The organism is uncultured Maribacter sp., assembly GCF_963977385.1.
Taxonomy (GTDB): Bacteria; Bacteroidota; Bacteroidia; order Flavobacteriales; family Flavobacteriaceae; genus Maribacter.
On sequence record NZ_CAXBOU010000007.1, the window covers coordinates 1 to 21,186 of the forward strand.

The 21,186-nt window shown below is 35.0% G+C and carries 14 protein-coding genes; 5 read left to right on the forward strand and 9 right to left on the reverse strand.

Going from position 1 to position 21,186, the window contains the following annotated elements; translation table 11 throughout:
* Positions 1-507 precede the first annotated feature (507 nt).
* The 5 genes from AAC084_RS09065 to AAC084_RS09085 all read right to left on the reverse strand — a co-directional run bounded on the left by AAC084_RS09065 (position 508) and on the right by AAC084_RS09085 (position 8,043).
* Entirely contained in the window at positions 508-2,892 is a 2,385-nt protein-coding gene (locus AAC084_RS09065; RefSeq protein ID WP_339839772.1) for a polysaccharide biosynthesis tyrosine autokinase, read from the reverse strand.
* A gap of 44 nt (positions 2,893-2,936) precedes the next feature.
* Positions 2,937-3,710, reverse strand: coding sequence for a polysaccharide biosynthesis/export family protein (locus AAC084_RS09070; protein ID WP_339839773.1), 774 nt, complete (start codon positions 3,708-3,710; stop codon positions 2,937-2,939).
* Between the two features lie 36 nt (positions 3,711-3,746).
* Positions 3,747-5,684 (reverse strand): nucleoside-diphosphate sugar epimerase/dehydratase, encoded by a 1,938-nt coding sequence (locus tag AAC084_RS09075; protein ID WP_339839775.1) that lies wholly within the window; start codon positions 5,682-5,684, stop codon positions 3,747-3,749.
* Positions 5,681-6,808, reverse strand: a complete 1,128-nt coding sequence (locus AAC084_RS09080) for a DegT/DnrJ/EryC1/StrS family aminotransferase (protein ID WP_339840005.1) — start codon at positions 6,806-6,808, stop codon at positions 5,681-5,683. Before AAC084_RS09080 ends, AAC084_RS09075 begins: the two co-directional genes overlap by 4 nt.
* Positions 6,809-7,056: 248 nt before the next feature.
* Positions 7,057-8,043 (reverse strand): UDP-glucuronic acid decarboxylase family protein, encoded by a 987-nt coding sequence (locus AAC084_RS09085; protein ID WP_339839777.1) that lies wholly within the window; start codon positions 8,041-8,043, stop codon positions 7,057-7,059.
* Positions 8,044-8,328: 285 nt separating this feature from the next.
* Between AAC084_RS09085 and AAC084_RS09090 the strand changes: the two genes are divergently transcribed.
* From AAC084_RS09090 to AAC084_RS09110, 5 genes are all read left to right on the forward strand, one after another.
* Positions 8,329-9,726 carry a nucleotide sugar dehydrogenase gene (locus tag AAC084_RS09090; RefSeq protein WP_339839779.1) on the forward strand — a complete coding sequence of 466 codons (1,398 nt, stop codon included), beginning with the start codon at positions 8,329-8,331 and terminating at the stop codon, positions 9,724-9,726.
* Positions 9,723-10,757, forward strand: a complete 1,035-nt coding sequence (locus AAC084_RS09095; protein ID WP_339839782.1) for an NAD-dependent epimerase — start codon at positions 9,723-9,725, stop codon at positions 10,755-10,757. Before AAC084_RS09090 ends, AAC084_RS09095 begins: the two co-directional genes overlap by 4 nt.
* A gap of 127 nt (positions 10,758-10,884) precedes the next feature.
* On the forward strand, positions 10,885-11,877 hold the full coding sequence (locus tag AAC084_RS09100) for an SDR family oxidoreductase (protein ID WP_339839784.1): 993 nt from the start codon (positions 10,885-10,887) through the stop codon (positions 11,875-11,877).
* 192 nt (positions 11,878-12,069) lie between these two features.
* Positions 12,070-13,350, forward strand: coding sequence for a nucleotide sugar dehydrogenase (locus AAC084_RS09105; protein WP_339839787.1), 1,281 nt, complete (start codon positions 12,070-12,072; stop codon positions 13,348-13,350).
* Positions 13,351-13,938: 588 nt separating this feature from the next.
* Entirely contained in the window at positions 13,939-15,465 is a 1,527-nt protein-coding gene (locus tag AAC084_RS09110; protein WP_339839789.1) for a hypothetical protein, read from the forward strand.
* Position 15,466: 1 nt separating this feature from the next.
* Here the strand turns inward: AAC084_RS09110 and AAC084_RS09115 are convergent, their stop codons facing one another.
* From AAC084_RS09115 to AAC084_RS09130, 4 genes are all read right to left on the reverse strand, one after another.
* On the reverse strand, positions 15,467-17,329 hold the full coding sequence (locus AAC084_RS09115) for a heparinase II/III family protein (protein WP_339839791.1): 1,863 nt from the start codon (positions 17,327-17,329) through the stop codon (positions 15,467-15,469).
* A gap of 116 nt (positions 17,330-17,445) precedes the next feature.
* Positions 17,446-18,555 carry a hypothetical protein gene (locus AAC084_RS09120; RefSeq protein WP_339839793.1) on the reverse strand — a complete coding sequence of 370 codons (1,110 nt, stop codon included), beginning with the start codon at positions 18,553-18,555 and terminating at the stop codon, positions 17,446-17,448.
* The gene (gene wecB / locus AAC084_RS09125; RefSeq protein ID WP_339839795.1) at positions 18,548-19,639 is read right to left on the reverse strand and encodes a UDP-N-acetylglucosamine 2-epimerase (non-hydrolyzing); all 1,092 of its coding nucleotides are present in this window, start codon (positions 19,637-19,639) and stop codon (positions 18,548-18,550) included. Before wecB ends, AAC084_RS09120 begins: the two co-directional genes overlap by 8 nt.
* A 20-nt stretch (positions 19,640-19,659) precedes the next feature.
* Positions 19,660-21,162, reverse strand: a complete 1,503-nt coding sequence (locus AAC084_RS09130) for an oligosaccharide flippase family protein (RefSeq protein WP_339839797.1) — start codon at positions 21,160-21,162, stop codon at positions 19,660-19,662.
* Positions 21,163-21,186: the final 24 nt, after the last annotated feature.

Sequence of the window (21,186 nt, forward strand, 5' to 3'; positions counted from 1 at the left end):
CACTTAAATCACCGGGCACTTCAAATCCCAATTCACTTTGGCTAAAATTAATTTGCCCAAAGGCCAAATCAATATTTATGTATAATCCAATTACTAGAATTAGAAATAAAAATGATTTTTTATTTTTTATGTAATTTCTCAACATGATGAATTTGGCTATTTTAATAAGTAACAAATTTAATATATGGGCGGGCTTAATCCTTTTTTAAGAGATTATATTCGCCTAATAGCTAGATTTCTCGATTAAATGTGCCAATATTTTAAGCCGTTAAAATTGGATGGTTTATCACAAGAGGAAACTCTAACTGGAAGAATAGAAGAGGTGTTAATTTTAATAAAACAAAGTACGTAATTAATTTAATTTTATAGAGAAAACTCCACTAAAAGTACGCATACTTTAAGAGATTAAAATTGAATAGTTTACCCACAAGAGAAAACGCCAAATTGAAAATAAAAGTAATATCAACTCTCCTGGAACCTCTGAAAAGAAGGGATTTGTTTACTGTTTTAAGAAAAAAACTTCCACCATTTTGTCGTAGTCTTACCGTAGCCATAACCATATTTACCGCCATAACCAAGATTTGAATCATTTACGTCATTCACAACAAAGGAAAGACCATTTAATTTACCCTCATCATTAAGCTTCAAAGGGTACTCTATAACTCGGTTTTCAGTAACCCCTGCCCTAGTTACATAAAGCGTATGATTTGCATATTCACTTATCAATAACGTATCGGTCACCACTAATAATGGGGCAGTATCTACAATAACGTAGTCGTACATTTCTGCAACTTGGTCAAAAAGACTTTTCAACTTTGGACTCATAAGTAATTCTGCGGGGTTAGGTGGTATTTTACCGGAATATATAACATCTATGGTATTGGTATATGCTAACATCGGGGTGATGATGTCTTTAATATTAACAGAATCATCGTATAAATATTCTGTTAAACCAACATCCTTACTTCTACCTGGTTTGCCTAATTTATCAATTTCTGGATGCGTGAAAAAATTATATAATTTAGGATTTCGAATATCGGCCCCAATCAACAGCACCTTTTTATCAGTACTTGCAAATACCATCGCTAGATTAGAAGATAAAAAAGTTTTTCCCTCTCCAGGAACGCTGGAGGTAACATAAATAATATTGTTTTTTAATCCCTTTTTACTTTTTATAAGATAATCTAAATTCGTTCTCAATATACGTAATGATTCACTTAACACGGAGCGATCATTTTTAGTAATCAATTTAGATTCCTTCTTAGAAATTCTTGGTAATTCAGCGAGAACAGGTACTTGATTATCCAATAATTTCTCTAATCCGTTTTTATTGTGGATTTTATTATCCAGTAAATCATTTGTGTAAATGATGCCAAATGGAATTATAAATCCTAGCATAATTGCAGCTAAGAAAGTGATTGACCTTTTAGGAGAAACCGGTTTATCACCTATGGCATGGGCGCCATCGATAATTTTTGATTGTTCAGGACTGGATGCGGCCGATATCTGCGATTCTTCCCGTTTCTGCAACAAATAAAGATATAGTGATTCAGTTGTTTGTTGCTGTCGGGTAATATCGGTAAGTGCTCGTTGATTCCTTGGTGCTGAATATTTAATGGAATTCATGCGCGAAAGCTGACCCGACAAATTATTCACCTGCATTCCTAAGTTACGCTCCATACCTTCTAAACTGGAGTTCATTGTTTGCTTTAATGAATTCAGTTGCTGATCAAGGTTAACAACAATCGGGTTTTTTTCATCAGCACTTTGCAACAGTCTGTTCCGTTCAGAAACCAGTTCATTATACTTTGCAGTGGTATTTGCAATGGTAGGATCAGAAAGACCTATATTAGTTGGTAGAACCTCATACCCATTTTCTCCGGAAACAAATTCCCTGACCCCAGAGGCAATATTCAATTGCATTTTAGCATTTTCCAGTTCTTGCCTGCTAGATGCACCTACATTCATCGCTAAATTGGCCTCACTAGCAATATCCGTTATTCCTCTTGATGTTTTAAAATCTTCCGCTGTTTGATCTGTAGAAGTTAAATCGGTTGATATTTCCCTAATTCTTGCATTAATAAAGTCAGAGGTTTTATCCGCGATTATTTTTTTATCTTCAATTGCGTTAGTATTATAGGTTAGAATCAATCTATCTATAATATCCGATGCTTTTTGTTGAATAGGGTCATTAAGACTTATAGATAAAATAGTAGATAAATCACTTGCAGGAACTATCAAAACCTTAGCTTGATAGGCTTCAGCTACAGTATACACTGGCTTAATAATTACTTGGAGCTTTTTACCTTTATAACCCTCAAAATAAGGTGAAATAGGTGTGAGTACGATATCCCCAATTTCTGTAGGAACTTTGTTTCCATACGAAAATATTTTACTAGGGCTATCCAAATCAAGACTGTAGCCAAAGGTATTACCAGAAGTCAATTCAATAAAAAATGTAAAAGAAGCTTCATTTATTATAGAATCATTTGCAATGAAATTTATTTTAATTGGCTTTTTGGTATATACTTCAGAATTCTTAATCGTACCAAGTGCTATTAGTTTTACGTTAAGATCTAACTGTTTTACAACCTGAATAAAATTGGACCTGGAATTCAATATTTGAATTTCATCCTCCACTGTGTTATTGCCCCCCGTTAAAAATTGCATATCAGAAAAAGCAGAAAGTTCAGAACTTGAATTTTTATCTTCAATGATTTCTAATTTGGCACCAGAGGCATATTCTGGCGTTGCATATCTCAAATAAACATACGCAGCCCCGATCATGAACACCACTGACAGCACGAACCACTTCCACTGCTTTATATAGGCTGAAATTGCATCCTTTAAAGAGGAATCATCGTTAAAATTAGTACTAGGTTTTGAATTCATTAATAACTGTTTGGGTTGTTAGTAGAAAATAAGAAATTACCTATTTAGTTCGTTCTTAGTATCAAAATAGTAGAGGTAACCAACAAAGAGAATACAGAAAGATATATGGAAGCTCTATTGTCCAACGTTGAGGTCTTAATTGCCGAATTGTTCGGTTCTACATAAACCACATCATTTTGTGTTAAATAAAATACCGGTGAACTTAAAGCCTCCTTCTTAGTCAAATCTAAACGGGTATAGACTTTAGTACCGTTAAAATCACGTATGACCATCACATTATTTCTTTTTCCTTTAATAGTCAAATCATTTGCCAAACCTATAGCCTCTAAAATAGTTATTTGCTCACCATTAACAGGATATGTTCCAGGTCTATTTACCTCTCCTAATACGGTAACCGTAAAATTTTGAATTCTAATATTGATAATTGGATCTTTCAAATAATCTTTCAGTTTTTCGGTCAATAAAATTTTCGTTTCTTCTGGAGACAAACCCACTAATCTAATTTTACCTATTACAGGAAAATCTATCTCCCCGTTTTTATCAATAATATAATCCACTTGTTGAGGTCTCACCCCAGATTCATCTGAACCTTTGAACAAATTAAAGGGTACACTTGCCTGGGGGTCTAATGTAGATATGTGAATATTTACAACATCATCTACTTTGAATTTATTCGTATGGGTATTATCACTGACAATAGTTTCAAAAGCACTTGCATCTTGAAAGTAAACAACATCCTTTCTTGATGCACATGAAAAAATTAGCGGTATTATACCTAATACTAATAAGCTATTAAAATTTATTTTTTTTAAAATCATTTTTTAAGTGTTTTGGAAATAGAAAATTATATGGATTTAGCGCTGCACTATTTTTAGGTTTGATTTCGTTTGCGGAACACTTTCAGCGGTCTGCCTATCCAAATCGCAAAAGGATGAATTTTTTGAGATATATTCCGGTACTATTTCTTTCATCAATTTTACTGTATTTCCATTAAAGAACATATTGGTAATACAAAGCTCATCAATTTTTGATCTCACTTTAGTAAAATCAACCTCTCGCACTTTACTGATTTTTATTTTTTCATGGTAGGTGGGCAAAGTATTTTCACCATTGGCCAATAATTCTTCATACAATTTTTCTCCGGGTCGCAATCCAGTTATCGCAATATCGATATCCTGTGGATAACGTAGACCAGATAATTTAATCATATTCTTGGCTAGATCATAGATTTTAACGGATTCACCCATATCAAAAATAAAAATCTCACCCCCTTCTCCCATAGCACCAGCTTCTAGCACGAGCTGTGAAGCTTCGGGTATGGTCATAAAATAACGCGTGATATCTTTATGGGTTAAGGTAAGGGGCCCTCCTTTTTCAATTTGGTTACGGAATAAGGGGATAACAGAACCGTTAGACCCTAACACATTACCAAAACGCGTGGTGATAAATTTAGTCTTATTTTCTTTTTGCATACAACTAATGTACAACTCAGCAATTCGTTTGGTCGCTCCCATGACATTGGTAGGATTAACCGCCTTATCGGTAGAAACAAAAACGAATTTTTCAACACCATGGATTACAGCCAAATCTGCAATGTTCTTTGTTCCCCCTATATTAATTTTAATAGCCTCATAAGAATTGTACTCCATTAATGGAACATGTTTATAAGCAGCGGCATGGAAAACTATATCAGGCTTATATTCTGTGAAAAGTGCGTTCATCCTATTTTTATCCCTGACATCACTTACTATAGGGATGAAATTATGATATCCATTTTGTTTTAGTTCTTGTTGCAAATCATAGAGTGCAGATTCCGCAGAATCAATAATCACCAAGGATTTATATCCATAGGTGCAAATTTGACGAACAATTTCACTTCCGATTGACCCCGCACCACCAGTAACCATAATGTTTTTGTTCATTAATTCAAGAGCAATCTTACTATTCTTTATTTTTATAGGGGCACGATCCAGTAAATCTTCTATTTGTATTTGTTTAATTTGTGAAACTTTAAGCTCCCCATTGATCCAATCTTCTAAAGGGGGAACTATTTTCACTACAACAGGGTAGTCAACTAATCCTTCCACGGTTTTGCGTAACTTTTTAGCATTAATATTTTGAATGGAGAAAATTACTTCGCAAATATTATTTTTGATAATAAATTTTTCAGTTAAGTCCCTACGGCAAAAAACAGGAATACCGTTGATTTTTTTACCTATCTTTTTAACATCCCTGTCAATATAACCGACTACCTTATACCTACTTTGGGAATGATTGGTTATAGCCATTTGGGTCAACACCCCAGATTCCCCGGCACCGTAGATTACTACATTTTTATATGCCTTTACACCTCCCTTTATCTGATTATACATCGATTTAAATACAAATCGGGAAGCGGTCAAACCAACAAAGGTTATTAAACTATTGATGATAATAATGGAAAGTGGTATGGTAAAACTGCTGTAAACATTCAACTGCCTATTGGCAATAACTATGGTAATTAACAGTATACTTGACAGACATACCGCATTAAAAATATTATATACATCCCTAACACCTGTATGTCTAATAACCCCTTTATACGATCCAATAATTAGAAAGGATACTAAGGCAGTTGTCAATACCAAAGGCACCTGAACCAATAAATTTTCTAATTCAAAATTAAGGGTAAGGTTAAAACGTATGAAATAGGATAGTAAAAAAGAAAAGCCAATGGTAAAGAGATCAATACACAAAACAAGCCATTTTGAGGCATAACGTTTTGAAGTATAGGTTAAATATTTCTGTATCATAATAATACTTTTTTTATGCAATCGGCAACTCGTTCTAAATCGGCACGGCCAAGGTTACTACCACTGGGCAGACAAAGACCACGATTAAATAAAGACTCAGAAGTTCCATCCGTAAATTGCTTGTATTCTTTAAAAATAGGTTGTAGATGCAGCGGTTTCCATAAGGGCCTCGATTCGATATTTTCATCCTGCAATGCTAAACGTATCCGTTCACGCATTTCAAAAGAAGGCGTGAGTATACAGCTCAACCATCGGTTGGAATAATAACCTTCGGGTTCGTTTAAAAATTCAATTTCCTTAAATGAGTCCAGCATATCTTCGTAAAAGGCAAAATTCGCCCTACGGGCATCTACTCGATCTTGCAATACTTCCATTTGTCCCCGGCCAATACCTGCCAAAACATTACTCATTCGATAATTATAACCAACGTGAGAATGTTGGTAGTGCGGCGCATTATCTCTAGCTTGTGTAGCCAAGAATATTGCTTTATCTGTGAATGCCTTATCTTTAGACACCAATGCACCACCACCAGAAGTGGTGATAATTTTATTCCCGTTAAAGGATAATACCCCGATATCACCAAAAGTGCCACAAGCTTTTTTATTATAGGTGCTTCCTAATGCTTCCGCGCTATCTTCCAATATTGGAATGTTGAATTCGTTGGCTATGTTCTGTATCGCCTCTACATTATAAGGCATACCGTAGAGATGTACTGCTATAATCGCTTTTGGGACCCCTTTCTCCTTAATTCTATTTTCTATTGCCTTTCTCAAAAGCGTAGGAGACATATTCCACGTATCTTTTTCACTATCGATAAATACAGGTGTGGCGCCTACATACAAAATAGGATTTGCAGAAGCTGAAAACGTAAAACTTTGACATAGCACCTCATCACCTTGTTGAACCCCTAAAAGTTGCAAGCCTAAATGAAGGGCAGCAGTTCCAGAACTTAATGCAGCTACATGAACGGCATATCCAAGTTTTTCTTTTATGGCATGTTCAAAGGCATTGACATTAGGACCCAAAGGAGCTATCCAATTGGTTTCAAAAGCATCCTTGACATAACCCTGCTCTGTATCCCCCATATGTGGTGAGGACAGCCATATTTTTTCTTTTATATCTATCACTGTAGCCTATTAATATTTTAGTAAATATACATCTAGTTTAATTTAAAAATAAATTGTGTCACCTTATTTCGTTTAAGCCTAAAATTAAATCGTTCAATTACTTTAAATCAAAATTTGCTTTACCTTAGAATTTAAAAAAATTCTACAAATAATAACGGATAAATAATAAAATTACTTCAAAAAAGATTATTTTTTATTCTACTATTAAGGTATCACTTTTTTTTTAATTTTACCAGCAAACTATCTTATACCTTATTGTAGGTGCTAAAATCTTTATGGTCCCTTTTATAGAGTTCCTCCGAAGGCAAAGATTTGAAATACGCATACGTTTTTTTCATCCCTTCAGCCCTGGTAACTTTTGGCTCCCAACCCAATATTTCTTTAGCCTTAGAAATATCTGGCTGTCGTTGCATGGGATCATCCTGAGGAAGTGGTTTGTAAATTATTTTTTGGGTCGAACCGGTTAACTTTACAATTTCCTCTGCAAAATCCTTTATGGTAATCTCGTTCGGATTCCCTATGTTAATGGGCAAGGAATAATCACTTAACAATAATCGATATATTCCTTCTACTTCATCATCAACAAAACAAAACGACCTCGTTTGGTCCCCGTTTCCAAATACCGTCAAATCTTCCCCCCGTAACGCCTGCCCAATAAAAGCGGGTATCACACGACCGTCGTTCAAGCGCATTCTAGGTCCGTAGGTATTGAAAATTCTAACAATTCTAGTATCAACCCCATGAAAACGATGATAGGCCATGGTAATAGATTCCATAAAACGTTTAGCTTCATCATATACACCTCTTGGACCAATGGTATTTACATTGCCGTAATACTCCTCAGTTTGTGGATGCACCAATGGATCTCCATAAATTTCAGAAGTTGAAGCAATTAAAATTCTCGCATTTTTCTCCTTTGCCAAGCCTAGAAGGTTGTGTGTACCTAGAGCACCCACCTTTAAAGTTTGTATCGGAATTTTTAAGTAGTCTATTGGACTTGCCGGTGAGGCAAAATGTAAAATATAATCAAGATTCCCCGGTATGTGAACAAATTTGGTCACATCATGGTTGTAAAATTCAAATTGCTCCAAATGAAATAAATGCTCCAAATTTTTAAGGTCACCTGTAATAAGATTGTCCATTGCTATCACGTGATAACCCTCTTTAATAAAACGATCGCAGAGATGTGATCCCAAAAATCCTGCTCCACCTGTAATTAAAACTTTTTTCAAAATGTATTGTTGGTTTATAGATAATACGAAGATAGTTCAATGACCTCAACGACGAAATAGGAAATACCTAAAATACTACGAACGTCAAAAATATGGGATAAAAGTATACTAATACCCTATAAATTGAGTTCAATAGCTATGGAATCATTTTAATTCTGCTAAAAATGAATTTTTTAGCAGAATCCACATTAAAGAAGACTAAAACCATTAAATTAACCCTTTAACGACTTAATATTACATAATAAACTATTTTTACAATTTTTGCACTCTATTCAAATAAAAAAAATGAAAAATATTACAAATATTTGCTGTATTGGTGCGGGTTATGTAGGTGGCCCAACCATGTCTGTTATTGCAAGTCAATGCCCTGAAATAAAAGTTACCGTTGTTGACATTAATCAAGATAGAATTAACAGCTGGAACGATTCTAATTTAGACAATCTACCTGTTTATGAGCCGGGACTTAAAGAAATCGTGGCCAAAACAAGGAATAAAAATTTATTTTTTTCAACGGAAGTGGATAAAGCCATAGACGAGGCCCAAATTATTTTCATTTCGGTGAATACCCCAACCAAAACCTATGGCAAAGGGAAAGGACAAGCCGCGGACTTAAAATATGTTGAACTATGTGCCCGTAATATAGCCAAAGTTGCTACCGATGACAAAATTGTCGTTGAAAAGTCTACTCTTCCTGTTCGTACTGCAAGCGCCATCAAAAGCATCTTACAAAACACAGGCAATAAGGTTAATTTTGAAATACTATCCAATCCTGAATTTTTGGCCGAGGGCACGGCTATTGAAGACCTTCTAAAAGCAGATAGGGTCTTAATTGGTGGTGACGATACACCTTCTGGCCAAGAGGCGAAAGACACCTTAAGTTCCATTTATGAACATTGGTTGCCTAAAGAACGAATTTTACAAACTAATGTTTGGTCCTCCGAACTTTCTAAATTAGTGGCCAATGCGTTTTTGGCACAGCGCGTTTCTTCCATTAATACAATTTCGGCATTATGCGAGAAAACGGATGCCAATATCCAGGAGATTTCTAGGGCGATTGGGTATGACAGCCGCATAGGCCCTAAATTTCTAAATGCCTCTGTGGGTTTTGGTGGATCCTGTTTTCAAAAAGACATTCTCAATTTAGTGTATATCGCACGTTCTTATGGTCTTGCTGAAGTAGCCGATTATTGGGAGCAGGTAATTATCGCAAACGACTATCAGAAAAGTCGTTTTGCAGAGCATATCATTTCTTCTCTATACAATACCATTTCGGGCAAAAAAATTGTACTCTATGGCTGGGCCTTTAAAAAGGATACCAATGATACAAGGGAGTCTCCTGCAATAGCGGTAGCCGATGCCTTATTGGAAGAACATGCCGAAATTTTGGTCTATGACCCAAAAGTATCCGCAGAACGTATTTATACAGACCTTGATTATCTGAACACCCGTTCTCCTGAAGAAAATAGGAAATTGTTGAAAGTAACCCATAATCCTATCGAAGCAACGGCAGAAGCCCATGCCATAGCTATCTTGACGGAGTGGGACGAGTTCAAAGGTTATGATTGGAAGAAAATTTATGACTACATGTTAAAACCTGCCTTTGTTTTTGACGGTAGACGCCTGTTAGACAGCCATAAAATGAATTCTATAGGATTTAACTATTACAAATTAGGGCAGTCATGAAAATATTAGTAACCGGTGCTGCAGGGTTCATTGGCTTTTTTGTGGCCAAATCACTGCTTGAAAAAGGGTATACTGTAGTCGGCATGGATAATATCAATGATTACTACGATATCAATTTAAAGTATGCTCGATTAAGAGAACTAGGCATCGCCAAGACCGATGCCGAGCAATTCAATAGTTTAACCAGTAGTGGAAGCCATACCCATTTTTCCTTTATTCGTTTAGCCCTTGAGGATCGTAAAAATCTCCCGCAATTATTCGAGGCACAGGCATTCGATAAAGTCTGCAATTTAGCGGCTCAAGCTGGTGTTCGCTATAGCCTCGAAAACCCTGAGACCTATGTAGATAGCAATTTGGTGGGCTTCCTGAATATTTTGGAATGTTGCCGTAATTTTAAGATAAAACATTTGGTATACGCCAGTAGCTCGAGCGTTTACGGAATGAACGAAAAAATACCTTTTGAAACAACCGACGCTGTTGATCATCCTGTTAGTCTATATGCAGCTACCAAAAAAAGCAATGAGCTAATGGCCCATGCTTATGCGCATTTATACAATTTCAAAACCACTGGCTTACGTTTCTTTACCGTTTATGGCCCTTGGGGCAGGCCGGATATGGCCATGTTTCTCTTTACCGATGCCATTATAAACGGCAGACCCATTAAAGTGTTTAATAATGGAAAATTGGAGCGGGACTTTACCTATATCGATGATATCACCGAAGGGGTTGTTCGTATCATCGAAGACCAATATAGTTCTATTAAGGATTCACACAAAAACAACTACAAAATCTACAACATTGGTAATAGTAAATCTGTGAAGTTGATGGATTTTATTACCGCTATTGAAGAAAGTTTGGAAATAACGGCAAAAAAAGAAATGCTCCCTATGCAACCGGGTGATGTAGAAAGAACTTGGGCCAATGTCGATGATTTGATAAAAGATTATGATTACAGCCCAAATACACCCATAAAAAAAGGGGTAAAGCATTTTACAGAATGGTATAAAAATTATTACATTCCATTAGCGTAATAACACGGCTATATGCATGTCATTAGTATAGATAGATATCGCTTAGTCCATTTTTAAAAGTCTTTGATATAAAAACTTGTTCTAAATAATAAATCAAACAACATAATTACAATCTCAAAATACATAAATGAATTTATACAACCTCGATTCAAAATTTCACATTTTAGTTACCGGTGGCGCTGGCTTTATTGGATCCAATTTATGTCATGCTTTATTGGAGAATGGCAATCAAGTTACTTGTTTGGATAATTTTATCACAGGAAAGCGTGAGAACTTAGCCCCCTTAATGAACAATCCCAGATTCAAATTGATAGAGGGTGATATTCGAAACTTGAAGGATTGTAAAAAGGCCTGTGAAGGGGTAGATTACATATTACACGAAGCAGCCTTAGGCTCGGTACCACGCTCCATCAATGACCCTATTACCAGTAATGACGTCAATGTCTCTGGATTTTTAAATATGCTGGTCACCGCACGTGATGCTAAAGTGAAACGTTTTATATACGCTGCAAGTTCGTCAACCTATGGCGATTCTAAAAGCATGCCGAAAGTAGAGGATGTTATTGGAAAACCTCTTTCCCCATATGCCATCACTAAATATGTTAATGAATTATACGCCGATGTTTTTAGCAAAACCTATGGTATGGAGACCATTGGCTTGCGCTATTTTAATGTGTTTGGCAGAAAACAAGATGCAAACGGTGCCTATGCGGCGGTCATCCCAAAATTCGTCATGCAATTGATGCAACATGAATCGCCCATTATTAATGGTGATGGCACCTATTCCCGTGATTTTACCTATATCGATAATGTCATTCAAATGAATGTTCGCGCCTTGGTTACCGAAAACCAAGATGCCTTGAATACCGTATATAATGTAGCCTTTGGTGAACGTACCGATTTGAACGAACTCACCCAATTGTTGAAAGAGTATCTTAGCGCTTACGACGGTAAGATTGCTGGCATAGAGAATACCTATGGACCTACCCGTGCTGGCGATGTACCCCACTCGTTAGCCTCTATTGATAGAGCAAAACAGCTTTTAGGCTATAATCCACAGTACGATATCAAAACAGGCCTTAAAGAGGCGGTAGAATGGTATTGGGAGAATTTGAAATGAGTTGTTAGTTACAATAAAGAGTTAAGAAAGTAATAAATAGTAAAATAGCCTAGCTTAAAATTGCATTTAGTAAGACCAGTTAAAATAAATACATAAAATAGTAGTAATCGGTTTGCTAAGCGTAGCCGGAATAAATAAATTAGAAATATAATTCGGTTGCTAAGCGTAGCCGAATCCACAAATTTAAACAATATGAATAACATTAAAATTGCCATCATTGGATTAGGCTATGTGGGTTTGCCTCTTGCCCGTTTATTTGCCACAAAATATCCTGTCATAGGATTCGATATCAATGCAGATCGCATTGCGGAACTTCGAAAAGGGCATGATAACACTTTAGAATTAGAAGATGATGTTCTTCAAACCGTTCTTAAAGATTCATCCCAAATGGAAACTGGTCTATACTGTTCCGATCAATTGTCAGATATCGCTGACTGCACTTATTATATCGTAACCGTACCCACACCAGTAGACCGCACCAACCGACCGATTTTGACCCCATTATATAAGGCTAGTGAAACGGTAGGCCAAGTATTGAAAAAAGGCGATACTGTTATTTATGAATCTACGGTATATCCCGGGGTTACCGAGGATGAGTGTATACCTGTATTGGAAAAAGCTAGTGGATTGACCTATAATACCGATTTCTTTGCTGGGTATTCCCCAGAACGTATTAATCCAGGAGATAAGGAACATACCGTAGAAAAAATTTTAAAGGTAACCAGCGGTTCTACACCTGAAGTGGGTAAAAATGTAGATGCACTATATGCCTCGGTCATCACAGCCGGAACGCATTTGGCTCCAAGCATAAAAGTAGCGGAAGCTGCCAAGGTCATTGAAAACTCGCAACGAGATATCAATATTGCCTTTGTAAATGAGTTGGCTAAAATCTTTAACCTAATGGGCATCGATACCCACCAAGTATTAGAGGCAGCGGGCACCAAATGGAACTTTTTACCCTTTAAACCAGGTTTGGTTGGGGGTCACTGTATTGGTGTGGACCCCTATTATCTAGCACAAAAAGCCCAAGAATATGGGTATCACCCTGAGATTATCTTGGCAGGACGCCGAATGAACGATACCATGGGCAAATATGTAGCCTCAGAAATAATTAAATTGATGGTACAACGGGATATTAAAATAAAAGGGAGCTCCATTTTAGTGTTGGGCATCACGTTTAAGGAAAACTGCCCCGATGTGCGCAATACCAAAGCCGTGGATGTTATCAACAACTTAAAAAGCTATGGAACACATGTGACCGTTTACGACCCTTGGGCATCTATTAAGGATGTAGAACACGAATATAACATGCAAGTAACACAATCCTTACCCACAAACAAGTTCGATGCTATCGTATTAACGGTAGCTCACAACCAATTTTTAGAAATGGATTTGAAGGAAATGCTCAAACCTGATGGTGTCATTTATGATGTAAAAGGTATTTTAAAACAACATGTGGATGCACGATTGTAGCTAAACCCTATTTTAATTAATAAAAGTCCTAAAGAGAATTAATTCTCTTTAGGACTTTTACTTTACAATAAATTTTACATTTATCACTTATTTTCAATATTTATAATTATTTAATTGAAAAATATCAAAAAAACCTTAATAGTAAGATATTATCTACACATAACAAAAAATATGCAGCGATTCAAATTATTTACTTTCCTCCAATGTACAGAAAAGGTGCTTATATACTTGTGACAAACAAGAGCGTTTTAAAAAATCAACATTATGAGCAGTTCATCGAATTTTTAATAAATTCATGTAGTTCATCGAAAAAAAACATCCAATCATCTTACTTGCCTCGTATAGATTAAGAAGAAATATGCTTTTAATTATCTTATAAAACAGAAAAGTTAGTTTAGCATAATCTTCAAAATATATAAGCTATTACATCGTTATTAGTTATATACTACATTCAAACCTGTAGTTCATCGAAAATATCGATTATTTCAACGGCTTTATTAAATATTGTTTTATAATTGTAACCCAAATACTACTTTTTTTTACCCCAATACAAAATACCTACTTATGATGCATCATTTTAAAAAATTCATGCCAAAGTTACTACTTTTGGCACCTATTTTATTTAGCCACTTATCTTGTAGTAAAGATGCTGATTTACTTTCAGGTTACGTGATAAACAAAACGGATGACATTTCAGGCGTCTACAGTCTGGTAGTTGATGATATCTATTTTTCAGATATGAAATCAAGTATCCTGCTCGATGTTCTTAACAACGATACTTTTGAGAATTTTAATACTGTTACTGTCGTTGGAACTTCAGACCCTAAATTTGGAACCGTGGTCATAAACGAAAACAATACGTTAACATATACCCCACCAACGCTCGTTGAGAATGAAACGGTAGCTACAACGGTAGAAACAGTAGAGGAAGTCGTAGATACATTCGTTTATACTGTAGAAGAAACTAATGAGGACGGTACGGTTATCACTGAAGAAGGAAATGTCACCGTAAACGCTAATAGAGTACAAGATGAATTAAATGCAAGTGTTCTGGAATGGAAACAAAAGTTTGATGCGGAATGGGCTCGATCTAAAGGTTATTATACCGAGCAGAGTACCGGGCCCGAGGTAGGTAATCAGCGTAGATATTACGATTTTAGGGTTATTGATGGTTTAATTTATATGTTTCAGGCTACTGGGGATATCAAATATGTCAATGATTTCTTTTGGTATGTAGATCGAATCAAGAAAGAGGCTAGACCAAGTACATATCATAATGACTCTTATTTTGATTGGGAGGTTCCATTTGAAGGGGATATGGTGGCTTTTCAATTATATGACGGGCATGGGCTTAGAAATGTGTTTAAAATGCTCTGGTTGTTAAAGAAGTACCCCGAGGTTATGGCGCAAGCTAATTTTCAACAAAAATATGATGAGTACCTCCCTTGGTTCACCAAAAATTTATGGGATAAATGGAAATCGAGAGGTCCAAATAGTATTATTAGAAGTAATACCCATATGGCTTCCCATATGGCTTCCAATATGGCCTTATATCTTTCATTATTGGAAGAAAACACTATAAAGAAAAATGAATATTTAAGTTGGGTAGAAGCTTGGAACAATGATGTACAATCTAAATGGCCAAATTATGGAGGGACAAATCCCGGTGGTTTTAGAGATCAGTTACGGCTTAATGACCCACATAACGGCTATGTATGGGCGGGGCCTTGGGGGAACAAAAGTAGCGCTAACGATATTACCCATACCAATGCGGAAATCCAAGCGGTCATAAACCAGTACAATCAAGGTATTGAGTGGAATGACAATGATATTCAGTTATTTTTAAATACTTTAAATAACACCTTAGATCAGGCTAAAAAGGTGGATCTTTCAGATATACCTTTTTACATTGATCTAAGGACAAATTCATCCTCGGTAAAAACTTTATCATATGGCTGGGCCATGTTAGGTAGGTTTGATGAAACCACTCAATTACATTTAAAAAACTTTTCTATATCTAGAAACAAAGCGAGTTATTATTATAATATATATTTGGGGGTTATGGCCTTTAACAGAGCTTACTTAGATGACACTATTGTTTATCCTGACTTTTAATTTAAGTGTTTTTAGGTTTATGTTTTATTTCAAAAAAAAATGATAAAAAAATAAACGCAATTATTATGAAACCAAATTGGTACACTAGTTTAGTTCTTAATCCCACTTTTGATTTTTCGTAATATTTTTCTTTCAAAAATAAGGAATTTTCTTTCCTCATTCTACTAGTAAAATCTGAGTCATGAACCGAAAATTTCGATAGTATCTCTGTTGGAGCATTAAAGTGTATTGAAATTACATTGTTCTTACCCTTTACTTCTAATCTTTGAACCGTATCAATTTTTTCTTTCTCTGTGCTTATTATTGATTCTACCAGGTTAATTATATGATTAGAGGAAATCACTACTGCAATAGAGTCACTGTTTAACAAAGTGAATTTGTTATTGGATATTTTAAAAATACGGGTATTAGGATTTAGGTTAAAAGAACTTTTCAAAATCCTGTCGTTGTTTGATTCATCTTGGATGACAAGTTCTCCTTTATTTGGGTTTAAATTCACCTCTCTGGTGATGATATCTCCATTCTTATAAAACTTCTTCCCCATCATAATAGCCTTAGAATTTATTAGGTCTATTGTTTTTAGTTGTACACAGGAACTATCTGATTTCGTAAAATTTGCTATATCAAATGAAACCGTAGAATGAGCATCTTCAGCGTTTCTAAAAAAAATTCTTTCTTTAGAGTAATCATATGAGTATGTTCCCGTATTGGAAAAGAATGGATGATTAATGTATAAAGAAACCATCAAATCGTCCGGTTGCTTGTGTACATTGGGGGGGGTATAAAGGGAGGTAAATAAAATATTGATATTATTGTCATCAAAAGTCCAATTTGCTCCTGCAAGGTTGTTTGAAAAATCAAAAAATCGATTATTATCTATTTCAAGTGTATCCTTCGGACTTAGATAGTAGGAATAACTATCCCCAATACCTTCCATGTAACCATCGTTTGATGCCACATAATTCAAAAAAAATTGAGTATCGTTAAGTTTAGAAGCTAGGGTTTGAATACTCTTTAAGTCCTGCACTTCTGAAATTTTTGAGATTTTTAAAAATTGACTATAAATATAATGCCAATATTCCGTGGCAGATTCGTAAATAGCTCCATCCTCTCCTATGAAATAAGGAGTTATATCTTTTAATCTTTTATCAAACGCTTGGATTATTTTTTTTTTCGCTAAAGGGTCAGATGTAATTGCTAATAGTTGACCTAAACTTCTCAACTGCATGATGCCATGATTCGTTTGCCAAGTGAAAAAATTAGTGTCCATTAAAAGGTTTACGCACAAATTATAATCCCTTTGTAAGGCATTTAATAGATTTTCTTTTTCGGGGTAGTATTTTTTGACATAAGACGAAAAAACTGCCAAAAATTGTACACGTTCAGAAATTGCATGATCATTTATGGTGAAATAATTTTTTGAAAATGGATTTGCTATTTCTTGGTAAATAAATAAATAACAATCTCCTATTTGTTCAATCACTGCCTCATTGATTTCGTTCTCGTTAATCCTTTCCGTAAAATAATCTAACAGATACCCCATTGAAAATAGGGCTAATCTTTGTGTTGGGTGTAACTGATTTGCTTCTAGAATAATTTTATTTGAGCTATCTAAAAGAATATCATCAAAATTATCAACAGCTAAGTAAGGTTTATCGTTCTTTACAATAAATTGACCTCCTAGCATGTTATCCCCTTCGATGCTTTTGTAAACATTATCAAAGTCGGATAAGTCATGTTTAGGATAATGACTATAAAAAAATTTAGTTATATTATTGTATTTATTATAATCTATATACACTACTAAATAAACGATTGTAATTAATAAAAAACTGCCGTAAATAATTAATCTCTTTTTATTCATATAATTCGATATCTTTATGGTTTAAGTACTTTTTCTAATTTTTTTAAAAAGCTAATAAATAAGATAAAAAATAAAGAAATTCTAGCCACTTATGTTGTTCTTAAGAGAAATTAAACTCAACTTAATTTTAAAAATTGCTTTGATACGTTTCTAATATCATATTGCTCGATATTTTCAATAATTAAACCTCGTGAGTAATCGTTTTTTAGAAATTCGTTTACCTTTATCCTATCCAAATTAAAGGAATCTATAGAGAGTATAGGTTTGCCAATTAAGGCATAATCAATAAGTTTACTTGGAGTTTGAATAGCCGTTCCATTTTCAAAATTCACAACAAAATCCATTTGGCTTAGCACTTGTAGCAATTCTTCTCTAGAAATATAGTCTCTAATTTCCATTTTTCCTTTTAACTTCTCCTTAAAAGGTGCTAACAGCTCCGTATTTTTCGTATACAGTATAAATTTGAAATTGGTTTCTAGTTTAGACAGATATTCAAGAAATAAACGGGGATCTCGTATTCCCGGGTAAAATGCGCCTGCATAGGCAAAGGTTATAATTTTATTTTCGGCATTACCTTTTTTTAATAAGGCCCGTGTTTTTTCAAAATTAAAGCCTTGTGGAATAATTTTAATTTTTGAATAGAATTCAGGGTAATAGGCGCTAATGGCACCTTTTACAGGTATGGTAATAAAATCAACTTTTCTACAGAACCATTTTTCCACATACTTAAAATAGAAATTGGGCTTATGAAACTCATTTCCCATATAGGGATCCCCACAATCAGCTACCCAAACCTTTGGAAACTGCGCTGGTTTTCTAACCTTAGCCAAAGCTGCTCCCCAATGCAAAGGATATGGAATGGCTACAGTTATGAGTAAATCTACTTTCGTTTCTTTTTTGATTATACTTGGAATTTTGAACATTAACTCCACGTCTGGGAATTCTAATATTTTGCCAAAAAACTTTGACAAAATTCTTGTAGGCAAATCATTCCTTCTTTTTCCGTCACTATTAAACGTTGCGAACCTTAAATTCTCTATGGATTTGACATTAAGGTTAAACTCTTTTTCAAAGGAAGTATAATCATAACTCCCCAAAACTGAATATATAATAACCTCATGACCATATAATGCTAATTGTTTGGCCAGTTCTGTAGTGCGCAGAGCTCTAGGTGATTGTCTTGGGTAAAATGTTTGAGAAATTAGGACGATTTTTTTACTATTCATATAAGCCTATAAGGAGTCCAACAATTCTCTCTGCCGCCTTTCCATCCCATAATTGAGGTATACCTCCTGTTTTCCATTGACCGTTAAAAAGTTTATCCAAAGCCGGCTTTATATTTTTTGGATTGGTGCCTATGAGTTCGTTGGTTCCCATTGTTACGGTTTCAGGACGTTCCGTATTATCACGCAGGGTTAAACAGGGTACACCCATCACAGTTGTTTCTTCGGTTATTCCACCCGAATCTGTAATGACAGCTTTTGAATGTTTTACCAAATAATTAAATTCCAAATACCCCATTGGGTCAACAATGGTAAGGTATGGGGAGGTGATGCCCAACTCACTGAAAGTTTTGGCCGAACGTGGATGCATAGGGAAAATAATATGCGCTTCCCTTGAATTTTTTAAAATTTCTTCTATTAGTTCTTTAAATTTCTCACCTTCATCGACGTTAGCAGGACGATGTAAAGTCATCACCAAATACTCCTTTTCATCCAACGCCATTTGGTCATGAAAAATGGGTTTTTTTAGCCTTCCCATGTTAGCCAGTAGTGTATCTATCATTACATTACCAACAAAAAAAACCTTTTCACTGTCAATCCCTTCATTGCTAAGATTTTGATTTGCTGTTTCCGAGGTTGTAAAATAATAGTCCGTAATGGCATCCGTAACCATTCTATTAATTTCCTCTGGCATGGTTAAGTCAAAAGACCTTATACCTGCCTCAATATGGGCCACGGCCGTATTCATTTTCTTCGCTACGATGGCACAAGCCATTGTAGAGGTGACATCACCTACAACCAAAACTAAATCTGTAGGGTTTTCCGTCAATTCCTTTTCGAAGGCAATTAATATAGCAGCCGTCTGTTCCGATTGGGTACCCCCGCCACATCCCAAATTGCTATCTGGAGCAGGTATTCGTAATTGTTCAAAAAATGAATCACTCATTTTGGCATCATAATGTTGCCCAGTGTGCACTAACCTATAGGCTATTTTTTCTTGATCCCGGTTAGAAGCGTCAATAGCATGAATAATAGGTGCTATTTTCATAAAGTTTGGACGGGCGCCCGCAATTAAAGTTATATTCATAAAAGTAGATTTCAAAATTATTATGTTTTAAAAAATTTTTCCCTAAACTTTATTAATATAGGTTTCAGTACTATAAGATAGTCAATGTCTGCAATTCTTGCAGTCACCAACAAAATTAAGGTATAGACTACAAATGATATGCCTAATTGAATAAACATATTATTTATTGTTATAACATAAGTAAACGCAAGCCAAACTAAAGCTCCTGTAAATAGCCCATGCACAATTATTAATAATAAACTTTTAATGGGGTAAAGATCTAGTACTTTTATTTTTAATAGCTTCGCTATTAAGTAAGTAAAAATTAGAACCTTCGCTATTCGCAAAGTAACTGATAGTACAGCTATGGCCACAGGAGAATTAAATGTATTAATAATAATAAAGCCCAATACCCAGGAGGCAACGGCCAGAAACATATGTACGTTTGCGTAGAGTTTTGTTCTGCCCATCGACAACATTAATGGAGCAAAGACAATTATATTGAATAAGTTGTAAACTATAAAAATTTTGAAATAGGTTGCTGATGTAGTGTATTTTTCTGAATACAGCAGCACCATGATTTCTTTAGAAAAGAATAAAAAAAATATAACTATGGGATAAATAATTAGTGCCGACTTCGTTAATACAGAAGTCCACATACGAATAAGATTCGATGTGGACGTTTGGTCATGTATCATTTTTGAAAAAATTGGCATCACTACTGTAGCGGCGGAAACAGTTACCATTCCTACAAAAGGTACTTCTGTAAATCCATTTGCAAACTCGGCAAATACTTCTGCCCCAAAAAACCGACTGATATAGAATTGGTCAGCCGCACTAATTAGCAAGCCCCAAAAACTCGCAATAACTAAGGGTAAACTATAACTAAATATTTCTTTGTAGCTAAGACCCGTTTTTATGGGTTTTATTTTTTTAAAAGGTATGTTTTTAAAAAACAATGCAATTATCAAAGAAATAAAAGAAACCATAATCCATCCATAAAGCGCTGTTATATAGGTCCCGTTAAGCCAAACAACCGGCAGTACAATAAAACCCAGAGTTAATAACTTGGAAAGGGTATTGTAGATAGCTATATAAATAGTTTTTTTATACGTTGAGAATATCCCTTCAATGCCCAAAGTGGGTAATAATAAGGTCGGGATAATAGCAAATGTTTTCAAGCCAGTTTCTAGTTCCTTATTGTTTAACGCATTAGCAATTAACCCTGACCCAAAGAATAAACAAAGTGAAAATAAAAATCCTGCTAAAAAAAGTACTGTGGTAACTTTCCATACAATACTTTTACCTTCAGATATAGGATAACGGGGTAGAAAATATGAAAAAACCCTGGGAAGACCCGCACTAAATAATATGGATAAGGTAGTATAGACATATAGAATTTGACGATATGTTCCATATTCAAATTTATCCAAATATCGGGATAGTATAGCGGCGCTGAAAATAGCCAAAGCCAAGGAGCTAAAACTACCAATCAACATCCAAAAAGCTTGTATGGTATTACTACTTTCTTGTTTTTCCTTCAATATAAATTTTTTAGGCTTTACATT